At 70.9% G+C, this 23,893-nt stretch carries 20 protein-coding genes and 2 tRNA genes; 15 read left to right on the top strand and 7 right to left on the bottom strand.

Translation table 11 applies throughout. The features are described from left to right. Nucleotides 1–132: 132 nt before the first annotated feature. Together ACWHYA_RS01015 and ACWHYA_RS01010 are read right to left on the bottom strand one after the other, a co-directional pair. The gene (locus ACWHYA_RS01015; RefSeq protein ID WP_425939697.1) at nt 133–1,317 is read right to left on the bottom strand and encodes a sensor histidine kinase; all 1,185 of its coding nucleotides are present in this window, start codon (nt 1,315–1,317) and stop codon (nt 133–135) included. Further along, nucleotides 1,314–2,036: a response regulator gene (locus ACWHYA_RS01010; RefSeq protein WP_425939698.1), complete on the bottom strand. Its 723-nt coding sequence runs from the start codon at nt 2,034–2,036 to the stop codon at nt 1,314–1,316. The genes ACWHYA_RS01015 and ACWHYA_RS01010 overlap by 4 nt, the downstream gene beginning before the upstream one ends. A gap of 551 nt (nt 2,037–2,587) precedes the next feature. Between ACWHYA_RS01010 and ACWHYA_RS01005 the strand changes: the two genes are divergently transcribed. From ACWHYA_RS01005 to ACWHYA_RS00965, 9 genes are all read left to right on the top strand, one after another. After that, the gene (locus ACWHYA_RS01005) at nt 2,588–3,382 is read left to right on the top strand and encodes a F510_1955 family glycosylhydrolase (RefSeq protein WP_448095487.1); all 795 of its coding nucleotides are present in this window, start codon (nt 2,588–2,590) and stop codon (nt 3,380–3,382) included. 157 nt (nt 3,383–3,539) lie between these two features. Further along, nucleotides 3,540–3,707, top strand: coding sequence for a hypothetical protein (locus tag ACWHYA_RS01000; protein ID WP_425939702.1), 168 nt, complete (start codon nt 3,540–3,542; stop codon nt 3,705–3,707). A gap of 149 nt (nt 3,708–3,856) precedes the next feature. Further along, a complete protein-coding gene (locus ACWHYA_RS00995; protein ID WP_425939704.1) occupies nt 3,857–6,661 on the top strand; it encodes a heavy metal translocating P-type ATPase in 2,805 nt (934 codons plus the stop codon). A 39-nt stretch (nt 6,662–6,700) separates the two neighbouring features. Then, the gene (locus ACWHYA_RS00990) at nt 6,701–6,982 is read left to right on the top strand and encodes a metal-sensitive transcriptional regulator (RefSeq protein WP_425939706.1); all 282 of its coding nucleotides are present in this window, start codon (nt 6,701–6,703) and stop codon (nt 6,980–6,982) included. A gap of 555 nt (nt 6,983–7,537) precedes the next feature. Then, nucleotides 7,538–8,062, top strand: coding sequence for a hypothetical protein (locus ACWHYA_RS00985; RefSeq protein WP_425939708.1), 525 nt, complete (start codon nt 7,538–7,540; stop codon nt 8,060–8,062). A gap of 311 nt (nt 8,063–8,373) precedes the next feature. Continuing rightward, complete coding sequence (locus ACWHYA_RS00980) at nt 8,374–9,168, top strand: amino acid ABC transporter substrate-binding protein (RefSeq protein ID WP_425940035.1); 795 nt, start codon at nt 8,374–8,376, stop codon at nt 9,166–9,168. 7 nt (nt 9,169–9,175) lie between these two features. Further along, nucleotides 9,176–9,841, top strand: a complete 666-nt coding sequence (locus ACWHYA_RS00975) for an amino acid ABC transporter permease (RefSeq protein WP_425939709.1) — start codon at nt 9,176–9,178, stop codon at nt 9,839–9,841. Next, nucleotides 9,828–10,649 (top strand): amino acid ABC transporter ATP-binding protein, encoded by an 822-nt coding sequence (locus ACWHYA_RS00970; protein WP_425939711.1) that lies wholly within the window; start codon nt 9,828–9,830, stop codon nt 10,647–10,649. Before ACWHYA_RS00975 ends, ACWHYA_RS00970 begins: the two co-directional genes overlap by 14 nt. Before the next feature lie 999 nt (nt 10,650–11,648). Beyond that, a complete protein-coding gene (locus ACWHYA_RS00965; RefSeq protein ID WP_425939713.1) occupies nt 11,649–12,395 on the top strand; it encodes a C40 family peptidase in 747 nt (248 codons plus the stop codon). A gap of 704 nt (nt 12,396–13,099) precedes the next feature. On the opposite strand, the gene ACWHYA_RS00960 is transcribed toward ACWHYA_RS00965, so the two are convergent. From ACWHYA_RS00960 to orn, 3 genes are all read right to left on the bottom strand, one after another. Next, nucleotides 13,100–13,981 (bottom strand): tyrosine-type recombinase/integrase, encoded by an 882-nt coding sequence (locus tag ACWHYA_RS00960; protein ID WP_425939715.1) that lies wholly within the window; start codon nt 13,979–13,981, stop codon nt 13,100–13,102. 293 nt (nt 13,982–14,274) lie between these two features. Next, nucleotides 14,275–14,347, bottom strand: a tRNA-His gene (locus ACWHYA_RS00955). An 85-nt stretch (nt 14,348–14,432) separates the two neighbouring features. Then, the gene (orn, locus tag ACWHYA_RS00950; protein WP_425939717.1) at nt 14,433–15,035 is read right to left on the bottom strand and encodes an oligoribonuclease; all 603 of its coding nucleotides are present in this window, start codon (nt 15,033–15,035) and stop codon (nt 14,433–14,435) included. A gap of 45 nt (nt 15,036–15,080) precedes the next feature. Here orn and ACWHYA_RS00945 point away from each other — a divergent pair, with 45 nt between their 5' ends. After that, complete coding sequence (locus ACWHYA_RS00945) at nt 15,081–16,280, top strand: PrsW family intramembrane metalloprotease (RefSeq protein WP_425939719.1); 1,200 nt, start codon at nt 15,081–15,083, stop codon at nt 16,278–16,280. Nucleotides 16,281–16,289: 9 nt separating this feature from the next. Here the strand turns inward: ACWHYA_RS00945 and ACWHYA_RS00940 are convergent. After that, a tRNA-Arg gene (locus tag ACWHYA_RS00940) sits at nt 16,290–16,362 on the bottom strand. Between the two features lie 51 nt (nt 16,363–16,413). Here ACWHYA_RS00940 and tyrA point away from each other — a divergent pair. The 3 genes from tyrA (at nt 16,414) to ACWHYA_RS00925 (ending at nt 20,987) form a co-directional block, all read left to right on the top strand. Next, nucleotides 16,414–17,550 (top strand): bifunctional chorismate mutase/prephenate dehydrogenase, encoded by a 1,137-nt coding sequence (gene tyrA / locus ACWHYA_RS00935; RefSeq protein WP_425939720.1) that lies wholly within the window; start codon nt 16,414–16,416, stop codon nt 17,548–17,550. A gap of 99 nt (nt 17,551–17,649) precedes the next feature. Then, entirely contained in the window at nt 17,650–19,341 is a 1,692-nt protein-coding gene (locus ACWHYA_RS00930; RefSeq protein ID WP_448095485.1) for a dynamin family protein, read from the top strand. Continuing rightward, the gene (locus ACWHYA_RS00925; RefSeq protein WP_425939723.1) at nt 19,338–20,987 is read left to right on the top strand and encodes a YfjP family GTPase; all 1,650 of its coding nucleotides are present in this window, start codon (nt 19,338–19,340) and stop codon (nt 20,985–20,987) included. The genes ACWHYA_RS00930 and ACWHYA_RS00925 overlap by 4 nt, the downstream gene beginning before the upstream one ends. Before the next feature lie 10 nt (nt 20,988–20,997). On the opposite strand, the gene ACWHYA_RS00920 is transcribed toward ACWHYA_RS00925, so the two are convergent. Next, nucleotides 20,998–21,387 (bottom strand): DUF2237 family protein, encoded by a 390-nt coding sequence (locus ACWHYA_RS00920; RefSeq protein ID WP_425939725.1) that lies wholly within the window; start codon nt 21,385–21,387, stop codon nt 20,998–21,000. Between the two features lie 198 nt (nt 21,388–21,585). Here ACWHYA_RS00920 and ACWHYA_RS00915 point away from each other — a divergent pair, with 198 nt between their 5' ends. Continuing rightward, nucleotides 21,586–22,128: a single-stranded DNA-binding protein gene (locus ACWHYA_RS00915; RefSeq protein WP_448095484.1), complete on the top strand. Its 543-nt coding sequence runs from the start codon at nt 21,586–21,588 to the stop codon at nt 22,126–22,128. Nucleotides 22,129–22,194: 66 nt separating this feature from the next. Continuing rightward, nucleotides 22,195–23,877, top strand: coding sequence for an energy-dependent translational throttle protein EttA (gene ettA, locus ACWHYA_RS00910; RefSeq protein ID WP_425939729.1), 1,683 nt, complete (start codon nt 22,195–22,197; stop codon nt 23,875–23,877). The last annotated feature ends 16 nt before the right edge of the window (nt 23,878–23,893 follow it).

The following is a 23,893-nucleotide window of genomic DNA, read 5'->3' as shown; positions in this document are numbered from 1 at the left end:
ACGTCGGAGGTGTGCGAGCGTGCCCCCCCGTCGCGTCGGGGCCGGTGGGGGCCAGGTGCTGCGTGGCACCGGACGGCCCGGGAGAGCCCCGGGGGCCAGACCATACTGGCCATGTCGGGCGGCGTGGAGGGGCTAGCTCTTGTGGGGGGTCGATGGAGACGCGGGGCCCTCGGACCGTGTGTGCACCTCATGCTGCTGTGGTTGTGGCGCGGGGAGAGCGATCTGGAAGGTCGTACCCGTGCCCGGGCCGTCGCTGGTGGCGCTGATGGTCCCGCCGTGCGCGTCGACGATGGCCTTGCTGATCGTCAGCCCGATCCCGGAGCCGGAGCGGTCCCGACCGCGGGCGCCGTCCCCGCGGTAGAAGCGCTCAAAGATGTGGGGCAGCTGGCTGGCGGCGATCCCCTCGCCGTCGTCCCGGACCTGCAGGACGACCTCGGGCCCCTCCCGGTGTGCGGTCATCGTCACGGTGCCGTGGGGGCCCGTGTGTCGCAACGCGTTGCTGAGCACGTTCGTCAGGACCTGTCCGACCCGGGTCGGGTCCACGTCCGCGACGAGCTCCGTCGCCTGGCCGGGATCGATGCGCAGGTCCACGCCCTGGCTGAGATAGGGATCGTGCACGGTGTCCGCAGCGGCGCGCAGGAGGTCGAGCACATTGACCGGGGAGCGGGTCAGGGCCAGCCGCCCCTCCTCGGCCCGGGACACCTCGTCGATGTCGGCGGCGAGCCTGGCCAGCCGCTCGGTCTGCTGCGCCAGGACCGTCGCCGTCTCGGGGGTCAGGGTGATGACGCCGTCGCCGAGCCCCTCGTGGTAGGCGGACAAGGTCGCGATGGGTGTCCGCAGTTCGTGCGCCAGGTCTGAGAGCAGCTGCCGGCGCGTGTCTTCGACCCCTTCGAGGCGGGAGGCCATCAGGTTGAACGACTCGGCCAGGGTGTCCAGCTCGGTGCCCGATCCGACATCGGGGACCCGGGTGGCGTAGTGGCCGCGGGCAAGCTCACGCGCGGCGTCGCTGAGCTGTGCGAGCGGGCGGCGCAGCAGCCGTGCCAGGAACCATGACACGGCGCCGGCGGCGAGCAGGGAGATGGCAAGACCCAGGCTGAGGGAGACGAGGGAGGCGTCGCGGTAGGCCAGCTCGATGTGGTCCAGCTCGGGGGAGTCGGGCGGGTGACCGGCCTGCAACAGGTGCTCGTGGAAGATCGGTGGACCCACCAGGGCGGCGACCAGTCCCACGGTCAGGGCGCCCGCGACCAGCACCACCGCCTGTCCGGCAAGCAGGCGGGTCGCCAGAGCACGTCGCCTCGCGCGGCGTGGGGATGTCATCCCGGTCCCATGCGGTAGCCGACCCCGCGCACGGTAGTGACGTAGCGCGCTGTCTCCGGGTCGTCGCCGAGCTTCCTGCGCAGGTGGGCGATATGGCTGTCCACCAGGTGCTCGTCACCCACCCATCCGCCGCCCCAGACCTCCTCGATGAGCTGGCCACGGGAGAAGGCGGTCCTGGGCCGGGAGGCCAGGGTGATGAGCAGGTCCCGCTCGGTGGGCGTCAGGTCCACCCGCTGCCCGTCCAGGTGCACCTCCAGCCCCACCGAGTCGACGCGCAGGTCGCCGAAGACCCATACGGGTTCCTGCTCGAAGGCCCGGGCGGCCGAACCGGTCCGCGGGCGGCGAAGCACGGCCTGGACGCGGGCGACGAGCTCGCGCACGCTGAACGGCTTGGTGACGTAGTCGTCCGCGCCGACGGAGAGTCCGATCAACCTGTCCACCTCATCGGTGCGGGCCGTGACGACGATGATGTAGCAGTCGGTGAAGGTGCGGATCGTGCGACAGACCTCGACACCATCCAGGCCCGGGAGTCCAAGGTCCAGGACGACGACGTCCGGGGCCTGCTTCCGCACGGACTCCACGGCCGCCGGGCCCGTGTGGACCACCGTCGTCTCGTACCCGGCCCGGGACAGGTAGGCGGCCACCATCCCGGCCAATGCTCGTTCGTCCTCGACGACCAGGACACGGGCTGCTTGTGCGGTGGAGGTTGCTGGGGGCATGGGCCCATAGTCCCCCACCCGAGACGCCCCGGCGTCCGGGCCTGGGCCTGCGGTGACATCTCCACCGAATCTCCATCGATCTCGCGGGGCACCCCGACGTAGGCACCGAAGGATGAGGACCACCGACGAACGATCCGTTCAGGGAGTGAGGTCTGGTGATGTGGTTAGGCACCATGGGTTGGGCGATGTTGGTGCTGATGGGCCTGAGCACCGCGGCCCTGTGGGCCGTGGTCTTCCTCCTGGTCCGCCAGCTCCTGCCCGGAGCGGACACGCCCCGCGGGAGGGGGACCCCGGTTGACGCAGCGTCCCGCCCCCTTTCGAGGAAGCCGTGACCAGACCATCCCGGCGCAGGTCGCCGATCGACGGTTCGGGCGCAGGGAGCACCGTATGCTGGCGCCCGTGCAGGCGGCATGGACACGGCAGCTCCGGGTGACTGGCTCGTCGACGTCTACACCCGTCCGCACCGAGGCCGCGACGATGGTCGACCTGAGGTACGCATGAGCACCCCGTGGCGACGGCGTCGGTGGCACCCCCCTGCCGCGGTGGTGGGCGTGGCGGGTCTGGTCCTGACCGGCTGCTCGGTCCCCAGCAGCACGTCCGCCGGTCAGGACGTCGCGATCACCCACATCCACGCCGCCCAGCGCGACCCCGGCAGCGGTGATCTGCTCCTGGCCACCCACCAGGGCCTGTTCCGGCTGGACGACGGTGCGCTGCGTCCCGTCGGGCCGGTGATGGACCTGATGGGTTTCACCATCGACAGCGACGGCACCTACCTCGCCTCGGGCCATCCCGGGCCGCAGAGCGACCTGCCCGAACCTCTGGGCCTGATCACCTCCGAGGACCGGGGGGCCACGTGGACGGTGGCCTCCCGGGGCGGGCAGTCCGACTTCCACTCCCTCACCTCCTCCGGCGCCACGCTGACCGGGTTCGACGGGACGCTGCGCTCGACCCGGGACCGCACGACCTGGCAGGAGCGCCCCATACCCTCGCCCCCGCGCGTCCTGGCCGCCTCCCCGGACGGGACGCTGCTGGCGACCACGGCGGCCGGGTTGCTGCGCAGTCAGGACGACGGGGCCACCTGGGCGACCCTGACCCCGCCCCGTCCTGTAGTTCTTGTCGCCTGGGCCGATCAGTCCACGGTGGTCGCCGTGACCGCTGAGGGCACCATCGCCACCAGCACCGACTCCGGTGAGTCCTGGACGCTGGGGGCCACGGCCCTCGGGGAGGTCACGTCGCTGTCTGCGGGTCGCACCCCCGAGGGTGCCCTCGAGGTCATCACCGTGATCGAGGACACCGTCGTGGCCACCTTGGACCAGGGCAGGACGATCAAGGTTCTCGTGCAGTGACGCAACCACGGCAAGAGGAGAAGACGCCATGAACAACCGTGAGCGCCCGACGTTCCGGACCGCATCAGCACCGGTCGCGCAGCCACCATCTCTGCCTGTCCCGGGGCAGCTGCCGGCGGACCAGAGGTCACCCGAGCGGCCGCGCCACGGTCACGGTGTGCTGATGTGGCTGATGTGCCTGCCGATGCTCACACTCGTGGGTGTCCTGATCGCCACCGGGACGCTGGGTACCGGCGCGCTGGTCTACGCCCTGGCCTGCCTGGGCATGATGGCCGTCATGATGGGCTGGATGAACCACGGGACGGGCGGCTCCGGGCACCGATGAGGTCACCCGGGCTATCCGCATCGACCGACATTCTCCATCAGATCTCCATCGTCCCGCCCCCCGACCCGCCACCTCGACACCTACGCTGAAGATACCCCCACGGGGTAACACACGGGGCAATACCCGACCAGGTTCGAGAGGAACAGATCATGGACATCGTCGTGACACTCGCCGTCGCGCTCGTGCTGACCGCCCTGACGGGCTGGTACTTCTTCGGCCCCAAGGCCTCCCGCCGTGCCCAGGTCGAGCACGGCCGCCAGGTCGTTCGCGTGACCGTCAAGGGCGGTTACAGCCCCGACCTCCTCGAGGTCGTCCAGGGCGTGCCTGTGCGGATCGTCTTCGACCGCCAGGAGTCCGGGGACTGCTCCTCCCGGGTGGTCTTCCCCCACTTCCGGGTGAACGAGGCACTGCCGGCGTACGCGAGCACCGCGGTCGACTTTACGCCCCAGGACGTCGGGGAGTTCGGCTTCGCGTGCGGGATGAACATGCTCCACGGGAAGGTCCGGGTGGTGGCAGACGAGACGACCGGTGCGCCAGGTGCCGGAGGCGCTGCCGACACGCTCGTCACCGGGTCAGGACCCTTGGCCGACCGGGGTCTCGACGACGCTCCGGGGCCGGTGGCCACCACGGCGTCCCAGGAGTCACGCCCGGTGAACGGTGCCGGTGACGACCCGGCCGACCCGGAGGCGGCCGAGCGGGCCGCCGAGATCGCCGACCTGCGCCGCAGGGTGGTGGTGGGGGCGGTGCTCACCCTTCCTGTCCTCGTAGCGGTCATGGCGCACGAACTGTTCAATGTCACCTGGGTGCCGGGTCTGCTGCTGGAACCGCTGGTCCAGCTGGTCCTGATCGCACCGGTCATGCTGTACACCGGGTGGCCGATCCACCGCACCGGGTGGTTGGCGCTGTCCCACCGCACGGCCGAGATGAACTCGCTCATCACCCTCGGCACGATCGCGGCGTTCGGGTTCAGCCTGGTCGCGACCTTCGCCCCGGGCCTGCTGCCGGCCGACGCCCGGGAGGTGTACTACGAGGCGGTCGGGGTGATCCTGACCCTGATCCTGCTCGGCCGGCTGCTGGAGACCCAGGCCAAGGCCGGCACGGGTGAGGCGATCCGGACGCTCATCGGCCTGCAGCCGCGTACCGCCAACGTCGTGCGCGGCGGGGATGAGGTCGAGGTCCCGGTCGAGGACGTCCAGCAGGGCGACGTGATCGTCATCCGCCCGGGGCAGAAGCTGCCCGTGGACGGTGAGGTCAGCGAGGGCACCTCCGCAGTGGACGAGTCGATGGTCACCGGCGAACCGATCCCGGTCACCAAGGGCGTCGGTGACAACGTGATCGGGGCCACGATCAACCAGACCGGGGCGTTCCGGTACGTGGCCACCAAGGTCGGCTCGGACACCATGCTGGCCCAGATCATCCGGCTGGTCCGCGAGGCGCAGGGGTCCAAGGCCCCGATCCAGCGGCTCGTGGACATGGTCTCCAGCTACTTCGTGCCCGCGGTCATCCTGATCGCGGTCTGGACCTTCGCGGCCTGGTCCGTGTTCGGACCCCCGCCTGCCCTGGTCTTCGCCCTCGTCGCCGCGGTGTCGGTCCTGATCATCGCCTGCCCCTGCGCGTTGGGGCTGGCCACCCCGCTCTCGATCACGGTCGGTACCGGAAAGGGAGCGACCCATGGCATCCTCATCCGCTCCGCCGAGGCACTGGAGACCGCGCACAAGCTGACCACCGTCGTGCTCGACAAGACCGGCACCATCACCAAGGGCGCCCCGTCCCTGACCGACGTCCTGCCCGCCGACGGGGTCGAGGAGACCGAGCTGCTGAGCCTCGTCGCCGCCGCCGAACGCAGCTCCGAGCACCCGCTGGCCGCAGCCATCGTGACCGGTGCCCACGACCGGGGGATCGACTCCGCCCCGGCGCAGGAGTTCGACTCGGTCACCGGTCAGGGCGTGCGCGCGCTCGTAGGAGGGCGGCAGGTGCTCATCGGCAACCAGCGCCTGCTCACCGGCGCCGGCATCGACCCCACGATCCTCCTCGGTGACCTCGAACGCCTCGCCCAGGACGGGAAAACTCCGATGCTCGTGGCGATCGACGGACGCCCCGGAGGTGTCATCGGCGTCGCCGACACCGTCAAGGAGGGTTCCGTAGAGGCCATCGCCGCACTGAGGGCCCGCGGTCTGGACGTGGTCATGATGACCGGTGACAACCGCGACACCGCCGCAGCCATCGCCCGCCAGGTCGGCATCACCCGGGTCCTGGCCGAGGTCATGCCCGAGCACAAGGCCACCGAGGTCAAGCGGCTGCAGGCCGAGGGGCGGATCGTCGGAATGGTCGGCGACGGCATCAACGACGCCCCTGCGCTCGCCCAGGCCGACGTGGGGTCGGCCATCGGCACCGGCACCGACGTCGCCATCGAGTCCTCAGACATCACCCTGATCTCCGGGAACCTCTCGGGCCTGGTCACCGCGGTCGACCTGTCCCAGGCAACGATGCGCAACATCCGCCAGAACCTCGTCTTCGCCTTTGGCTACAACGCCATCGGCATCCCCATCGCCGCCGGGGTCCTCTACCCCGCCTTCGGTCTGATGCTCAGCCCGATCATCGCCGCTGCCGCCATGGCCCTGTCTTCGTTGTCCGTGGTCACGAACGCCAACCGCCTGCGGGGATTCACACCGGCACCCCTTCCCGCAGCCGGCGTGGTCCCGGTTACGGAGCCGGTGGTCGAGCTCGGACACGAACCAGCCCAGGAGGAGACCGACATGACCCACCATGACCACGCAGCGCACCAGGACGGCGCGACCGTGACCGACCCGGTGTGCGGCATGAGCATCGACCCCACCACCGCGGCCACCACCCGCGAGCACGACGGGGCGACGTTCCACTTCTGCTCCAAGCACTGCTCGGCCACCTTCGACGCCCACCCCGAAAGGTTCAAGCACCCAAGCCCGACACCCTGACCGAGACCCCTCTACCCCCGGACGGACAGGAGAAGTGCGATGGTCCCCGGCAGTCGGACCAGCCCCGCCGCCATCCAGGTGCGCCTGCACCGGGTCGAGGGACAGGTCCGCGGCATCAGCCGCATGATCGAGGAGGATGCAGCCTGCATCGACATCCTCACCCAGGTCGCGGCAGCGACCAGGGCGCTGCAGTCCGTCGCCCTGCTCCTGCTCGACGACCACCTCCACCAGTGCCTCCACCAGCCCGGGGACGACCACCGGGTTCGTGAGGAGCGGGTCCAGGATGCCGCACGAGCGATCGCCCGGCTCGTGCGCAGCTAGGGACTGTCGTACCCGGTCGTTTCTTGGTGATCAGACAGGCGGATAGGGCGCTCGTGCAGCCCGTCGGGCGGTGCTGCGGACGCAGCACCCCCAACGGCTCGACCCAGGGCCAGGAGGACATCGGGGTCGCGGACATCAGATTGGCGACGCCAAGCGTGCGCCGAGTGCCTAGCAGCCTTCCACCTCCGACTCCGGGGGCGTGTTCCAGGGATGGCACTGGTGGCGCCCCACCACCCCTGCCGGTACAAAGCATGGACAGGGACCCGGCGCTGACGAGCCGTCCAGAGGACCGCCACGGTGCGGGGAGGGGCACCTCGGGGCGTGTCGTGGGCGCGGCGATTTGGGTGGCCAGCGCGCAGGGCTGGATAGTGGATCCGGTGAGTGAGCCGAACCGTCTTCAGATCAACTGGGTCACTTCTGCAGGTGGCGCCCTGGGCGCCGTGTCGTCGGCCGTGCTCCTGTCCAGCCTCGGTGCGGCCGGCACCCTGGTGGGCGCCGCGCTGGGCAGCTTGTGCATCACGGTGGGAGGCGCCGTCTACTCCCACTACCTGACCCATGACCAAGGAGCGCGTCTCGGCGCAGGCCCGCGCGGCTCGGCGCTCCGGCCGGGTGCGCGAGCTGGTCCCGGCAGAGGCGGTCAGGCAGCCCGAGGTTCCTCGGCGCGCCGGGGACCTGGGCCACACCGAGGTACCGGACGAGGAAAGCTCCGGGGGCCAGCTGGTGCGGGGCCTGCCCTGGAAGCGGATCGTCGCCGTCAGCGCAGCACTCTTCGGGATCGCGATGGCCCTCATCGTGGCCTTCGAGCTCTCGACCGGGCGTGCGGTGTCCACGTACACGGGTGGGACCAGCAACACCAACGTCGGTACCTCGGTCCCGGGCTGGAGCGGCACGGGGCAGGAGTCGCTGGACGCGGAGCTCGACGTGCCGGTGCCGGGGGACGTCCGGGACGGCGACGTCCCGCAGGAGCAGGCGCCCGGGGATGCTCCGCAGGAGGAAGCTCCGGCCGAGGAGGCGCCGCAGGAGCAGGCGCCACCGGCCGATGTTCCCCAGGAGCCGGCACCGGAGGCCCCTTCCCCCTAGGGCCCCTCGGGATCGACAGCGGCCACCGTCGTGGGCGACCGAGCGGGTCCCTGGGCCTGACGGCCCTCCGCTGTTCGCCCCGTCCTGGCTGAGTCCCCCGGGTCATACCCGTGCAACGTCAACCGGCCGGTGCGGGCACGGCGGGTGCGGATCAGGGGGTTGGTGAGGTACCTCACATAACAGCAGGTATGGCAATAGATGCTGCCACCGTATGGTTCCACCTGCCGTCAGCAACGACTTGCTGAGACCCCACCCCGCCACACGCCGGTTCCCGGCGCGTCGAACTCGCACAAAGGACCTCCATCGTGAGTATGAAGACACTCATCGCCCTTGCCGCTGCCGCTTCCCTGACGCTCACCGCGTGCGGTCAGGGCGGTGAGAGCGACGCCACTGCCGAGGCGGGGTCCGGGTTGGGTCTGGCGCAGGAGGGGGTGCTGGTCGTCGGGACCGAGGGCACCTACCGGCCGTTCAGCTACCACGAGGACGGCAGCGGCGACCTGGTCGGGTACGACGTCGAGGTGGTGGAAGCTGTCGCGGAGCGTCTCGACCTGGAGGTCCAGTTCCAGGAGACGCAGTGGGACGCGATCTTCGCCGGCCTGGAGGCCGGCCGCTTCGACGTGATCGCCAACCAGGTCTCGATCAACCCCGAGCGCGAGGAGGCCTACCTCTTCAGCACGCCCTACACCGTCTCCCCTGGCGTGGTCGTGACCAGCGAGGACACCGACGACATCACCAGCCTGGCCGACCTGGAAGGCATGATCGCCGCGCAGTCGCTGACCAGCAACTGGTACGAGGTCGCGGAGAGCAACGGCGCCCAGGTCGAGGCCGTGGAAGGCTGGGCCCAGGCCGTCGCTCTCCTCGAGCAGGGCCGGGTCGATGCGACCGTCAACGACAAGCTCACCTTCCTGGACTACACCAACGAGCGGCCGGACAGCCCGATCAAGATCGCGGTGGAGACCGAGGACGCCTCCCTGAACGCGTTCGCCTTCGCCCAGGGCAAGGAGGAGCTGGTCTCCGCCGTCGACGAGGCGTTGGCCGAGCTGGAGGCCGACGGCACCCTGGCCGAGCTGGGTGAGAAGTACTTCGGGCAAGACGTCTCGGGCTGAGGCGGCCATGAGCCAGGAGTGGACGCTCTTCGTCGACTCGCTGTGGCCGATCGTGCGCGGGGGTCTGCTCGGAACGATCCCGCTGGCCGTGGTGTCCTTCGTCGTCGGCCTGGTGCTCGCGCTGGGCGTGGCGCTGATGAGGATGTCCCGCAGCCGGGTGCTCTCGGGCCTGGCGCGGGCCTACATCTCGGTCATCCGTGGCACCCCGTTGCTCGTGCAGCTGTTCGTCATCTTCTACGGTCTGCCGTCTCTGGGGCTGCTCATCGACCCGTGGCCCAGCGCGGTCATCGCCTTCTCGCTCAACGTGGGCGGGTATGCCGCCGAGGTGATCAGGGCCGCCATCCTGTCTGTCCCCCGCGGGCAGTGGGAGGCGGCGTACATGGCCGGCATGTCGCACCGGCTCACCCTGCGTCGGGTCATCCTGCCGCAGGCGGCCAGGGTGTCCGTGCCGCCGCTGTCCAACACGTTCATCTCGCTGGTGAAGGACACGTCGTTGGCCTCGTTGATCCTGGTGACCGAGCTGTTCCGCGAGGCGCAGAAGGTGGCCGCCTTCAGCCAGGAGTTCATGCTGCTCTACATGCAGGCCGCGCTGGTCTACTGGGTCTTCTGCCTCGTCCTGTCGACGGGCCAGAATGCGCTGGAGAAGAGGTTGGACCGCTATGTCGCCCACTGAGACCCCTCCCCCCGGTCCCCCGCCCGGTGGTGGTGATGACGTGCTGTTGCGCGTACAAGGCCTGAGCAAGAGCTTCGGGGAGCTCTCCGTGCTGCGCTCCATCGACCTCACCGTGACCAAGGGCGAGGTCGTGGTCCTGATCGGCCCCAGCGGGTCGGGCAAGACCACGGTGCTGCGATCCCTCAACGGGCTGGAGACACCCGACGGTGGCACGCTGACCTTCGCCGGCGGTCCGACGCTGGACTTCACCCGCCCGGTGCCGAAGAAGGACCGGATGGCCCTGCGCGACCGTTCCGCCATGGTCTTCCAGCAGCACAACCTCTTTCCCCACCGCACCGTGCTGGAGAACGTCATCGAGGGACCGGTGCACGTCCAGGGCATCCCCAGGTCCGAGGCCGTCGCTGCGGCCGAGCAGCTGCTGGACCGTGTCGGGCTGCGCGACAAGCGCGACGTCTACCCCTTCCAGCTCTCCGGGGGGCAGCAGCAGCGGGTCGGCATCGTCCGCGCCCTGGCGCTGCGCCCCAGCCTGCTCCTCTTCGACGAGCCCACCTCGGCCCTTGACCCCGAGCTCGTGGGAGAGGTGCTGGCGGTGATCAAGGAGCTCGCCGACGAGGGCTGGACGATGGTCGTCGTCACCCACGAGGTCAGTTTCGCCCGTGCCGCCGCCGACGAGGTGCTCTTCATGGACGAAGGAGTCATCGTCGAACGGGCCACCCCCGAGGAGATGTTCACCCGACCGCAGCACGAACGCACCCGACGCTTCCTCGACCGCATCCTCAACCCCCTGCAGGAACCCCCCTCGCAATGACCCGCTTCCGGGATGGGCTCCGCTCACCGCGGCGAGCGTCTGGAGGCGAGCCGCACTCAGCGCCCGCACCCCCGTCTTGCTCACCCGTCATGGACAGGCAGCGTGTCCGGTGGGCCGCCCGCCCGGTGTGATCGTCGACCGCTTGACGGAGCTCGGTGGTCGCCATGAACCGCTGTCGACTGGGCTCGGGGGCTTTCGGAGGTCGACTGTGTGCGTGCGGCGCGCCCCCGTGCCGCACGAGAGGGTCTGTCGTGCCTGGCCGGGTCCTCGATCCTGGAGTTGGTGGGCGGTACCCGATGGCCCGCGGCCGCGAGTTGCGCTGCTCCTGCCGTCGGATGCACTCGACCTTCGTGACGCCACCGGGGACTTCCACAGAAGCCGGCCCGCGTGAGGGAAGCCGGCCCGCGTGAGAACCCCCGGTGCAACGGGCAGGTGGCAGGGCATGGGGGGCTTCCGGTACGGTCCTCGACCTGGCCGTGACGGGGCAGCTCGGGTGGGCAGGTGGTGATGTTTGAGCCTGGGAATCGCGTGACGTGGGTCACGCCCGATCCCGTGAGTGCCCCATCCAGGTGCTGTCGTCGCAGGTGGGGGGCCTGTAAGCAGCGCACGGGCCGGGATGACGTCCACGGGTCCGTTATCGGAACGTGACCTTAGATGCCCGGTGTGTGTACGGTGGCGACCTCTCCTCTCCCCTGGAGGAGGTACCCGGCGCGTCATGTCTAGTCCTGCCTGCGCGCGGGGACCCGAACGAGGTACCGCGCGACTGGAGCGGGGGACCCACGTGATTGGGGCCCCATGGCTCCTTGGGACTAGCCGTCCGCCCAACCCGGATGAGGGATATCCCGTCCCAGCCCGGCAGTTGAACCCGCATGCACCCTGGAGGAACATCTCGTGACGCACCGCCACTCCGCCCGGCACCGTAGGCCGGGTCCTCTCGGCTCGGCTAGTAGCGCCCTGACTCGGGCCGCTGCTGTCGCGGCCACCTCAACCGGTCTGATCGTGGGCGCGTCCGTCGCCGTCCCCGCCGACCCGTTGCGCAACGACGAGGCTGATGGACCGGCCCGCGCGCTGCAGGCGCTGCTTGACGTCAAGGAGACCGTCGCCGCCGAGCGTCCTGCAGCCGCGGCGAAGGCGCCCACCGACGCCTCAGTCGAGTTCGGCACCGCGGGGTTCACCGCGGCCACTGAGGTTGCGCGAGCGCCCGAGGCGCCCGAGACGGCTGCGGACGCGCTCGGGGAGCGGGAGTCGACCACTGCCAGCCGCTCCACTGAACGCGCCGCTGCCCCGGTCCAGCAGGACGAGGCCCCCGTGCAGGAGTCGGGTACGCCGGCCCAGCTGGACGAGGCCCCCGTGCGCCAGTCGGTCACGCCGGTCCAGCAGGCCTCTCCGGTCCAGCAGGCCGCCCCAGCCCCCGTCGGCGGAGGCGTGGTCGCCATCGCCCGCCAGTACGTCGGATACCCCTACGTCCTGGGCGGCACGCCGCCCTACAGCTTCGACTGCTCCAGCTTCACCTGGTGGGTCTTCCAGCAGGCTGGGATCGACATCCCCCGCACCGTTTCCGGTCAAAAGGCCGCGGTCACCCCGGTGTCCGACCCCCAGCCCGGTGACTTGGTGTTCACCGAGGACTTCTACCACGTGGGCATCTATGCCGGAAATGGCCTGGTTGTCGAGGCCCTCAACCCGAGTACCGACGTTACCTATGGGGCTCCCGTTTACGGCGGCATCTGGTACGGCCGGATCGGCTGACCGCGTCGGGTTTGGGTCCTGGCCCCTTGGGGTGGACACGCCGAATTCAGCAGGAGGTGGAGGAAGCGAGATGATCGCCCTCACGTCAACGAAGCGCTGCGTGGGAGTTCTGCGGTGAGGTGGTGGCCTATGCGAGGCACACGCCCGGGCCACGTCGCGCGCGATCGCGGCCGATCTGGGGATCTCCCGGGGGACCCTGGCAGTGTGGCGGCGCAACGGTCTGCCGACGAGGGTGTGGACTGCTGCCCCAGGCGAAAGACCCTCGGGTGGAGGACCCTGCAGAGGCTCTGAGCGACCACCTACGACCGGATCCACAAGCGGGTGTTGCACCCACCGCTTGCGTCTGGTCGTCGGAACCCGGTCACTCTTCAGCCGCCGTGACATGGGTTTCTCTTGCAGCACCAGGCTTAGGCGGTCGAGACGCGGATCCTCAGTCGATCGACAGTCCTCCGGCATCCACGCGGAGAATCCGAGGGGCTCTTCGGGATGCGGGCAGGCCTGCGCGATCCTGCGGCCCAGCGCGCGCATACTCAGCCCGGTGCGTCTGAGGGGATTCGAACTGGCGCCGACGGGCTGCGGACGGGTCTGTGAGGTGACGCTTTCTCAGGGTCCCAAGAGCGAGGGCCGACCCGGCAGGGTCTCCATCTGGCGGACTCACGGATAGCTTGTCTGGCCGCGGGTCGGGGTCCGCAAGCCAGCAGCCTCTATATTGCGTCCCGTGGACCATGCGGGACTGGACGCACCCGGCTCGTACGCGCATGTGCCGCTCCGCATACGACGGGGTCTGCGGCCTGGGGACCCGTGAAGGTGTCGAGGTGGCGGGCCAGGTCCGGTAGCAGCGCAGCAGGAATGGCGATGCTTCGTGCGCTGTCTGCCTTGGGTGGGGTCAGGGCCCCCGCCTGGCTGTTCCATTGTCGGCGGACGTGCAGGGTGGCCCGGTCGGGGTCCTCGAGGTGCTCGAGGTCGCGGCGTTGGAGGCCAAGCACCTCACCCATCCGTAGCGCGCACCACGCGGCCAGTGGAACCGCGATGCGCAGATGCTCCGACATGGCCTCAGTCAGCGCGCGCACCTCGTCAGGGGTCGCCACGTCGCCCTGCGCATCTTCGGGCCGGACGCGACGATGCTTGGGTACTTCCGGGAAAGAGAACGTCTGGAGGCCGCCGGCGCGTGCCTTCACGGCAGCGTTGATGCAGGACCGGAGCACGATCGCGCTGTTGGGGGCGATGCCGTTCCTGCGGGCACCCGCGTGCCGCTTGCTCGGCAGGCGGGCCAGCGCGGCCAGGTGTTCGGCCACGAGATCGGTGGTCAGGTCGATGAGCCGCACGTCTCCGAGCTGGGGGAGGACGTGGTTCTTGAGCACGGAGCGGTACGCGACGATCGTCCCCTTCGATCTGTCGGGGTTGGCCTCCAGCGTGGCTAACCACTTCTCGGACCACTCCCGCAGCGTCATGCCCTCGGCGACGGCTCGTTCGGCCTCAGCCTCGCGGGCGGCCCGGTGCTGAGCGGGCGGGACGAAGATCCCGCGTGCGGCGTCAGCCCTGGCTATGCTGAGCGCTGCCCTGGCGTCCATAAGGGTGTCGAACATGCCGAGGGGAACTGTTCGCCCCTCGTGATTCATGCGAACCCGGTAGCGGCCTCGGTAGAGCGAGATGCCCCGAGGCAGCTTCGAGGGCGCGGACATGAGTTCCTCCAGGCATGAGGGGGTTCCGTGTGGTGCTCCGGCTCGAAGCTGTGACAGCAGTGTGACAGAAATTCTGCTGTCACGCGCCTACACACACCTGCTCACACCTGCTCAACGCGAAAGACCCCGGATTCCGCGCCGTGACGCGGAATCCGGGGCCTCACCTGCGGTGATGCACATCACATCAACGCACTACGGGTGAGTGACGGGACTTGAACCCGCGGCCACCTGGACCACAACCAGGTGCTCTACCTGCTGAGCTACACCCACCAAGGGCTGTCCGGGACGCAGGGTCCGTGGACAACGCGGACCATCCTACAGCCTCGCCCGGTCTGCTCCGAACCGCGCCGCGGACTCAGGTCTGGCGCGTGTGCCGGGCCGCGATCTGCTTCAGGGTGGCGGTGTCCAGGCCGGGCGCGGGGGTGAAGACGGCCTCCCGGTAGTAGCGCAGCTCGGCGATGCTGTCCAGGATGTCTCCCAGCGCGCGGTGGCCACCGGTCTTCGGCGGGGCGGCGAAGTAGGCGCGGGGGAACCACCGGCGCGCCAGCTCCTTGATGGAGGAGACGTCCACGATCCGGTAGTGCAGGTGCGCCTCCAGCTCCGGCATGTCCCGGGCCAGGAACGCCCGGTCGGTGCTGACGGTGTTGCCGCCCAGCGGCGCCTTGCGCCCCTCGGGGACGTGCTCGCGGACGTAGGCCATCACCTGGGCCTGGGCGTCCTGCAGGGTGGTCCCGTCGGCCAGCAGGGGCAGCAGCCCCGACCGCGTGTGCATGTCCCGGACGAAGTCACCCATCTGGTCCAGGGCCTCCTGCGGCGGGCGGACCACCAGGTCCACCCCCTCGCCGAGGACGTTCAGCTCGGCGTCGGTGACCAGGCAGGCCACCTCCACGAGGGCGTCGGCCGTCATGTCCAGCCCGGTCATCTCGCAGTCGATCCACACGATCCGGTCACCAGTCACGGACCAGAGCCTAACCACCCCGTCCCCGCCGGTAGATTCGCGCCCATGCCGCACCCGCTCCCTACCCCTCCCCAGACCCCGCCCCAGGTCTCCGGCGACTGGCACGGGGTGATGACCGGTTTCCACCCGCACGGCGAGGTGCCGGGCAACGCGACCCACCGCCCGGTCCTGCGGCGCGTCCTGCTGACCGGCGTCGTCGTCACCATCTTCGGTCTGGCCGCGCTCGTCATGGGGGCGATCGTCGTGGACAGCCTGGGGCTGACCACCGCCGCGCTGGCCATGCTCACCGCGTCGCTGGCCATCGGCATCGTCGTGCCCACCTTCCTGTGGGTGGACCGGCTGGAGGGGGAGCCGGCGCGGCTGCTGTGGTTCGCCTTCCTGTGGGGCGCGCTGATCTCCACGCTGGGAGCTCTGCTGCTCAGCGCGACCGGGATGCAGTTCGTCGCCGGGCTGCACGAGGACCCCCTCGTCGTCGGGGCGGTCGTCGTGGCGCCGGTCACCGAGGAGCTGCTCAAGGGCCTGGGGGTGGGGCTGATCTTCTGGCGTGCGCGCCGCGAGTTCGACGGGGTGGTGGACGGGATCGTCTACGCCGGGCTGGTCGCCGCCGGCTTCGCCTTCGTCGAGAACATCCTCTACCTGGGGACCGCCTACGCCGAGGCCGGACCGGCCGGGCTGGTCGGGCTGTTCATCGTGCGCGGCCTGGTGAGCCCGTTCGCACACCCCATGTTCACCGTCTGCGTCGGGCTGGCCTTCGGGCTGATCGCCCACCGACGCCGGTGGTCCTCCGCCTGGGCCGTCCTCGTCGGCCTCGCGGCCGCGGTGTTCCTGCACGCCCTGTTCAACTACAGCGCGGTCGCCGCCGCCGACGCCTACCTGCTGCTCTTCGGGCTGGTGCAGGTGCCGCTGTTCGTGGCCTTCCTGCTGCTGCTGCGGTGGGCTCGTCGTCGTGAGGCCCGGCTGGTGCGGGACCACCTGACCGGCTACGGCGTCAACGGCTGGTTCACGCCCGCCGAGGTCGCGATGCTGGCCGACGGCGGCGAACGCCGACGGGCGCGCCGGTGGGCCCGGCAGGTGGGCGGGCGCCGGGCCGAACGGGCCATGACGGCCTTCCAGGACGAGAGCGGCGAGCTGGCGATGGTGCGCAAGCACCTCAACGCGGTCGGGCCGGACCCCGAGCGGCTGCGCCGTGAGCGGGTCCTGCTGGCCACGGTCGCCGAGCACCGCCGCGTGTTCGTCGGGTCCTGAGGCCCCACGCGCCCCCGGCAGGATTCGAACCTGCAACCTACGGATTAGAAGGCCGGTGCTCTGTCCATTGAGCTACGGGGGCAAGCCGCACCAGTGTAGGTGGCCCCCCGCGCCCGCCCACTAGGATCCGGGCATGAGCCAGGACCCGGTCACCGAGCCGCTCGCCGGCCTGCGCGCACAGATCGACGAGGTCGACGCCCAGCTGATCGACCTGCTGGCGCGCCGGTTGGAGCTGGTGGGTCAGGTGGGCGAGGTCAAGGGGCGCCACGGGCTGCCCATCTACGCACCGGACCGCGAACGCGCGATGATCGAGGCCAAACGGGCGATGGCGCAGGAGCGCGGCGTGCCGGCCGACCTCGTGGAGGACGTCCTGCGCCGCTGCATGCGCGCCGCCTACACCCACGAGAAGAGCATGGGCTTCACCCGTCAGCAGCCCGACCTCGGACCGGTGGTCGTGGTCGGTGGCGGAGGGCGGATGGGGGCGCTCTTCTCGCGGATGCTCACCCTGTCGGGGTACGAGGTGCGCGTGGTCGAGCGCGAGGACGCCCCTCAGCAGGTGGCCGAGACGCTGGCCGGGGCGGGCATGGTCCTCGTCTCGGTGCCGATCCACGACACCGTCGACGTCGTGCGCTCGCTGCCGCAGCTGCCCCCGGACTGCCTGCTCGTCGACCTGACCTCGACCAAGACCGAGGTGATGGCGGCCATGCTCGCCGCCCACCCGGGCCCGGTGCTGGGGCTGCACCCCATGTTCGGCCCCGACGTGGACAGCCTGGCCAAGCAGGTCGTCGCGGCCGTTCCCGGGCGGGACCCGCAGGCCTCCGCCTGGCTGCTGGACCAGATCCGCCTGTGGGGCGCACGGGTGCACGAGATCGGCGCCGAGGACCACGACGCGCTCATGGGCCTGATCCAGGCGCAGCGGCACTTCTCGACGTTCGCCTACGGCTGGCACCTGGCCCACGAGGACCACGACCTGACCGAGCTGCTGGCCCTGTCCTCCCCGATCTACCGTCTCGAGCTGGTGATGGTCGGCCGGCTCTTCGCCCAGGACGCCGACCTTTACTACGACATCATCACCGCCTCCCCGCGGTCGGTGGCGCTGCTCGAGCGTTACCACGACCGGTTCGACGAGTGCCTGGACCTGCTGCGCCGGGGGGAGCGCGAGGAGTTCGTGGCCCGCTTCGCCGAGATCGGCGCGTGGTTCGGCGGGCACGCGGAGCGCTTCCTCACCGAGTCCAGGACCCTGCTGGCGCACGCGGACTCCACCCGCTGAGGGGCTGGGGAGGAGGCGTTCCGGCAGGTTCCGGCGGTTCGCTTTGGTCGCACGCCCCGGGCGGGGGAAACTGGGCGGGTGACCGACAAGGACCCTTCCGTGCTGCTTGCTGCCGTCGAACGGCTCCGCGGCAGCGCGGACGCCCTGACCCTCCCGCTGGAGCTGGACGACGTCGGTGGTGCCCGCACGGCCCGGACCGAGCTGGTCGACCAGCTCGACGACTACGTGCTTCCGCGCCTGCGCTCCCTGGACGCGCCGCTGCTCGCGGTGGTCGGCGGCTCCACCGGGGCCGGCAAGTCCACGCTGGTCAACTCGGTCGTCGGCGAGCACGTGACGGCCACGGGGGTCATCCGCCCCACGACCCGGGCCTCGGTGCTCGTCCACCACGAGCAGGACACCCGCTGGTTCACCGACAAGCGGGTGCTGCCCGGGCTGTCCCGGGTCGCGGGGGACGGGGACGGGTCCGCCGGCACCGACGACCCCACGTCCGTGCGGCTGGTCACCTCCGGCGCCCTGCCCGCCGGTCTCGCCCTGCTCGACGCCCCGGACATCGACTCGGTGGTCAAGGCCAACCGGGAGCTGTCCAAGCAGCTGCTCTCGGCCGCCGACCTGTGGCTGTTCGTCACGACGGCCGCCCGCTACGCCGACGCGGTCCCCTGGGACCTGCTGCGCGAGGCGGCCGAGCGGGGGACCTCGGTCGCGATCGTCCTCAACCGGGTGCCCCCGGAGGCCCTGCAGACCGTGCGCCTGCACCTGGCCTCCATGCTGCGCGACCAGGGCCTGGGGCAGTCGCCGATCTTCCCGGTCGTCGAGGTCGACCTCGAGGACGGGATGATCCCCGGGAAGGACGTCGAACGTCTTCGTGGCTGGCTGCACTCGCTGGCCGGTGACGCCCGCGCCCGGTCGATGGTGATCCGCCGCACGCTCAGCGGCACCGTCGGCTCCCTCGCCGGCCGCGCCGGCACCCTCGCCGAGGCGGGGCACGCGCAGATGGCCGCCCGGGACCGGCTCGCCCAGGCGCCGCGCGCGGCCTACGCGGACGCCCTCGCCGGTGTCGAGGAGGGGGTGCAGGACGGCTCGCTGCTGCGCGGCGAGGTCCTGGCCCGGTGGCAGGAGCTGGTCGGGACCGGAGAGTTCCTGCGCTCCGTCGAGGAGGGCATCGGCCGGTTCCGCGACCGGGTGTCCTCGTGGTTCTCCGGAAAGCCGGTCTCGGCCGAGCCGCTGGGTGATGCCCTGCAGTCCGGTGCCGCCGCGCTCATCACCTCCCACGGGCAGGTGGCCGCCAGCACGGCGGCCCGGGCCTGGAAGAACGCCCCCGGGGGCGTGGAGCTGGTCGACCGCAACCCGGGGTTGTCCAAGGCCTCGCCGGACTTCCCCGAGCGGGTCGAACGGCTCATCCGCGACTGGCAGGGCGAGATCCTGGAGATGGTCCGCGAGGAGGCCGGGTCGCGCCGGTCCACCGCCCGGTTCCTGGCCTTCGGCGTCAACGGCCTGGGGGTGCTGCTGATGATCGTCGTGTTCGCCTCGACCGCGGCGATCCCCACCGGGGCAGAGGTCGCCGTCGCCGGCGGTTCGGCGGTGCTGGCCCAGCGCCTCCTCGAGGCCGTCTTCGGCGACCAGGCCGTGCGGTCGATGTCCATCAAGGCCCGCAAGGCGCTCGTCGCGCGGGTCGAGCAGCTCTTCGAGCAGGAGCGGGGCCGCTACGACGCGGTCCTGCAGGAGGTACCCGTGACCGAGGAGAGCGTGCAGGAGCTGCGGTCCGCCGCGTCCGACGTGGAGGCGGCCCGATGATCGGGCGTCGGCGCTCGAAGGAGCAGACGGAGCTGGCTCTCACCGACCGGGCCGACCTGCTCGGCTCCGCCGTCGACGTGGGCGGACACCAGCTCGACCCCACGGCGTCCGAGCAGGCCCGGGGGGTGGTCCAGCGCGTGCAGGAGCGCTGGGCGCTCAAGGGCGGGCGGACCGTCGTGGCGCTCGCGGGCGCCACCGGGTCGGGAAAGTCGAGCCTGTTCAACGCACTGGTCGGGGAGGACGTCTCGGTCATCAGCCCGCGCCGTCCGACCACCGCCGAGGCGGGAGCCGCGGTGTGGGGCGACGAGCCGGCCGGGGAGCTGCTGGACTGGCTCGGCATCCACAACCGCCACCAGGTGACGACCACCGCGGACAACGTCGGGCTCGACGGCCTCGTGCTGGTGGACCTGCCCGACTTCGACTCCCGCGAGCTGCGCCACCGCGTGGAGGCGGACCGGATCCTGGAGCGTGCCGACGTCTTCGTCTGGGTCGCCGACCCGCAGAAGTATGCCGACGCGCGGCTCCATGACGACTACCTGCGACCGTTGCGCCACCACGACACGGTGATGCTCGTGGTCCTCAACCAGGTCGACCGACTGCGGTCGGAGGAGGACGTCGAGCGGGTCCGGGAGGACCTGCGCCGGCTGGTCCGCGACGACGGGGCGGGCGACCACGACGTCTGGGGGACCTCGGCCCGGACGGGTCAGGGCGTGGAGGAGCTGCGCGCCCGTCTCGGCGAGGTCGTGGCGGCCCGCAACGCGGCCGAGGCCCGCCTGGTCGCCGACGTGCGCACGAGCGCCGAGGACGTCGGCGGAGGGGTGGCCGAGCAGACCCCGAGCTTCACCGAGGAGACCGACGCCAGGTTGCACCGGGCCCTGCGGGACGCCTCGGGCGTCCCGGTCGTGCTCGACGCGGTCGAGCGGGACTACCGGCGGCAGGCGCGGGCGCGGACCGGGTGGCCGTTCACCCGGTGGGTCTCATCGCTGCGTCCCGACCCGCTCAAGCGGCTGCGCCTGGGTGATGACACGGCCGGTCCCACCGGGATCGCCCCCTCCGACGTGCGGGCCGTCCTGGGCCGGTCCTCGCTGCCCTCACCCACGCCCGCCGCGCGGGCCAACGTCCAGCTGGCCACGCGCCAGGTCGGCGAGGACGCCGGCGCCGGGTTGCCGGTGCGGTGGGCCGACGCGGTCGTGGAGGCGGCCGGCCCCCAGCAGGACACCCTCGCGGACGCGCTGGACCAGGCCGTCGTCGGGACGCCCCTGCGGTCGCGCAACCCGGCATGGTGGAGCGTCGTCGGCGCCCTGCAGCTGGTGGCCGCCCTCGTCGCCGTGGTGGGACTGGGCTGGCTGGTGCTGCTGGCCGTCCTGGGCTTCCTGCAGATGCCGGTGGACCCGCTCGCCTTCTCCTGGGGTCCGGTGCCGATCCCCTTGGCGCTCCTCCTGGGAGGGGTGCTGGTCGGCTGGCTCCTGGCTCTGCTCGCGCGGCTGGCCGCCGGGGTCGGCGCCCGGCGTCGGCGGGCCCAGGTGGAGGAGCGGCTCGACGAGGCGATCGACGAGGTGGCCTTCCAGCACGTCAGGCGACCGGTCATGGCGGTGCTGGACCGGCACGAGAAGACCCGTCAGCTGCTGGAGCGGGCCGCCGCCTGAGGGCCGGCCCTCAGAGCAGGGCCGAGGGGTCGTCGGGCACGTCCACGGCGTGCTGGTGCAGCAGCTCCGAGGGGACCACCTGCAGCACCGACTCGTGGGTGCTGGCCAGGACGACCGGGGCGGCACGGCCCTCGCGGGCGGACTGCAGCCACCGGACGGCCACCACGCACCAGCGGTCCCCGGGGACCAGGCCGGGAAACCGCCACTCGGGCCGCGCCGTGACCAGGTCGTTGCCCAGCTCCTGCTGGTGGGCCAGGAAGTCGGCGGTCATCACCGCGCACACCCCGTGCAGGCCCACGTCCGGCGGCGTCACCTCGCAACGCCCCGACCGGGTGAACCCCGTCACCGGGTCCAGCCCGCACTCCTGCAGCGGTCCGCCGAGCACGTTGCGCAGCTCCATGGCGCGATCCTCCCACGCCGGACGGCGGCACCGGGGGGGTGTCCGGCCCGCGTCGAGGGGTGCTCGCCCCACATCCCCTGACCGCCGACCGGCCCCGTCCACAGGGAAGGCGCGTGGCCTACCCGCCCCGCCGGCACCCCCCGACGATGGAACCTCAGCCCGCCGGTCGGCGGGCCCGACACGGAGGGGAGTCGCACCATGGTGGTGGACAGCAGGATGACGCTCAGCGGGAACCTGACCCGCGACCCGCAGCGCAGGATCGGCAGCCGGACCGGTGAACCGTTCGCGGTCTCGGCGATCGCGGTCAACAGCCGACGCTTCGACCGGGAGAACAATCAGTGGGTGGTGACCGGCACGACCTACTTCGACCTGCTCTGCTGGGGGCGCACGGGCGCCAACGTGCTGGCGAGCCTGCACAAGGGGGACCCGGTCGTCGTGCACGGTCGCTTCCGGCTCAACGAGTGGACCAGCGAGAACGGCAGCGGGGTCAACGCGACCATCGACGTCGACTCGATCGGTCCGGACCTGACCTTCGGCACGGCCCCGTTCACGAGGGGCAGTGCGAGCTACGGGCTGGAGCGCGTCGAGGAGTACAACCCGGGCGAGCCGGAGGACGCCCGACCGGTGGAAGGGCGTCCGGACGCACCCGGGCACGAGGACGACGACCTCGGGGACCTGGCCGACCCGGACGGGGTCCTCGACGACGAGGCCGCCGAGGAGGTGCTGGCCCGGTCGGCGTGAGCGCGCCGGTCCCGGCGGCCCCGGAGGATTCGGAGGCCGTCGGGGCCGACGGATACCCTGAGCGGCATGGCCGAATTTATCTACACCATGACGCGTGCCCGCAAGGCGGTCGGCGACAAGCTGATCCTGGACGACGTCACGATGTCCTTCTACCCCGGCGCCAAGATCGGCGTCGTGGGCCCCAACGGCGCCGGCAAGTCGACCATCCTCAAGATCATGGCCGGGATGGACCAGCCCTCCAACGGCGAGGCCCGTCTCAGCCCCGGCTACTCGGTGGGCATCCTCCTGCAGGAGCCGCCGCTGAACGAGGAGAAGACCGTCCTCGGCAACGTCGAGGAGGGCGTGGGCGAGGTCAAGGCCAAGCTGGACCGGTACAACGCGATCTCCGAGCAGATGGCCGACCCGGACGCGGACTTCGAGGCCCTGATGGCCGAGATGGGGCAGCTCCAGGAGGAGATCGACCACGCGGACGCCTGGGACCTGGACGCCCAGCTGGAGCAGGCCATGGACGCGCTCCGCTGCCCTCCGCCGGACGCCGACGTCACCGTCCTCTCCGGCGGTGAGCGCCGTCGGGTGGCGCTGTGCAAGCTGCTCCTGAGCAAGCCCGACCTGCTGCTCCTCGACGAGCCCACCAACCACCTGGACGCCGAGTCGGTCCAGTGGCTCGAGCAGCACCTGGCCGCCTACCCCGGCGCCGTCCTGGCCGTGACGCACGACCGGTACTTCCTCGACAACGTCGCCCAGTGGATCGCCGAGGTCGACCGCGGCCGGCTCTACCCCTACGAGGGCAACTACTCCACCTACCTGGAGAAGAAGCGCGAGCGGCTGGCGATCGCGGGCAAGAAGGACGCCAAGCTGGCCAAGCGGCTGGAGAAGGAGCTGGAGTGGGTCCGCTCCAACCCCAAGGCCAAGCAGACCAAGAGCAAGGCCCGCCTGGCCCGCTACGAGGAGATGGCCTCCGAGGCCGAGAAGACCCGCAAGATGGACTTCGAGGAGATCCAGATCCCGCCGGGGCCCCGTCTCGGCAGCCAGGTCATCGAGGTCAAGGACCTGCGCAAGGGGTTCGGCGAGCGGGTCCTCATCGACGGTCTGTCGTTCACGCTGCCGCGCAACGGGATCGTGGGCGTCATCGGGCCGAACGGCGTCGGCAAGACCACCCTGTTCAAGACGATCGTCGGCCTCGAGGAGCCCGACGACGGCTCGGTCAAGGTGGGGGACACCGTCAACATCAGCTACGTCGACCAGTCCCGCGAGGGCCTGGACCCGCAGAAGTCGCTGTGGGAGGTCGTCTCCGACGGCCTGGACTTCATCCAGGTCGGCAACGTGGAGATCCCCTCGCGGGCCTACGTCAGCCAGTTCGGCTTCAAGGGCCCGGACCAGCAGAAGAAGGCGGGGGTTCTCTCCGGCGGGGAGCGCAACCGGCTCAACCTGGCCCTGACCCTCAAGCAGGGCGGCAACCTGCTGCTCCTCGACGAGCCCACCAACGACCTGGACGTCGAGACCCTCGGCTCGCTGGAGAACGCCCTGGAGGCCTTCCCCGGCTGCGCCGTGGTCATCAGCCACGACCGGTGGTTCCTCGACCGGGTCGCGACCCACATCCTGTCCTACGAGGGCACCGAGGAGGACCCCGCGGCCTGGTACTGGTTCGAGGGCAACTACGGCGCCTACGAGGAGAACAAGATCGAGCGGCTGGGGGCCGAGGCCGCCCGCCCGCACCGGGTGACCTACCGCAAGCTCACCCGCGACTGACCACCGCGGTCGAGCC

The sequence above is a fragment of the Ornithinimicrobium carbonis genome (genome assembly GCF_977012275.1).
This window is presented reverse-complemented; position numbering and strand designations above follow the sequence as displayed.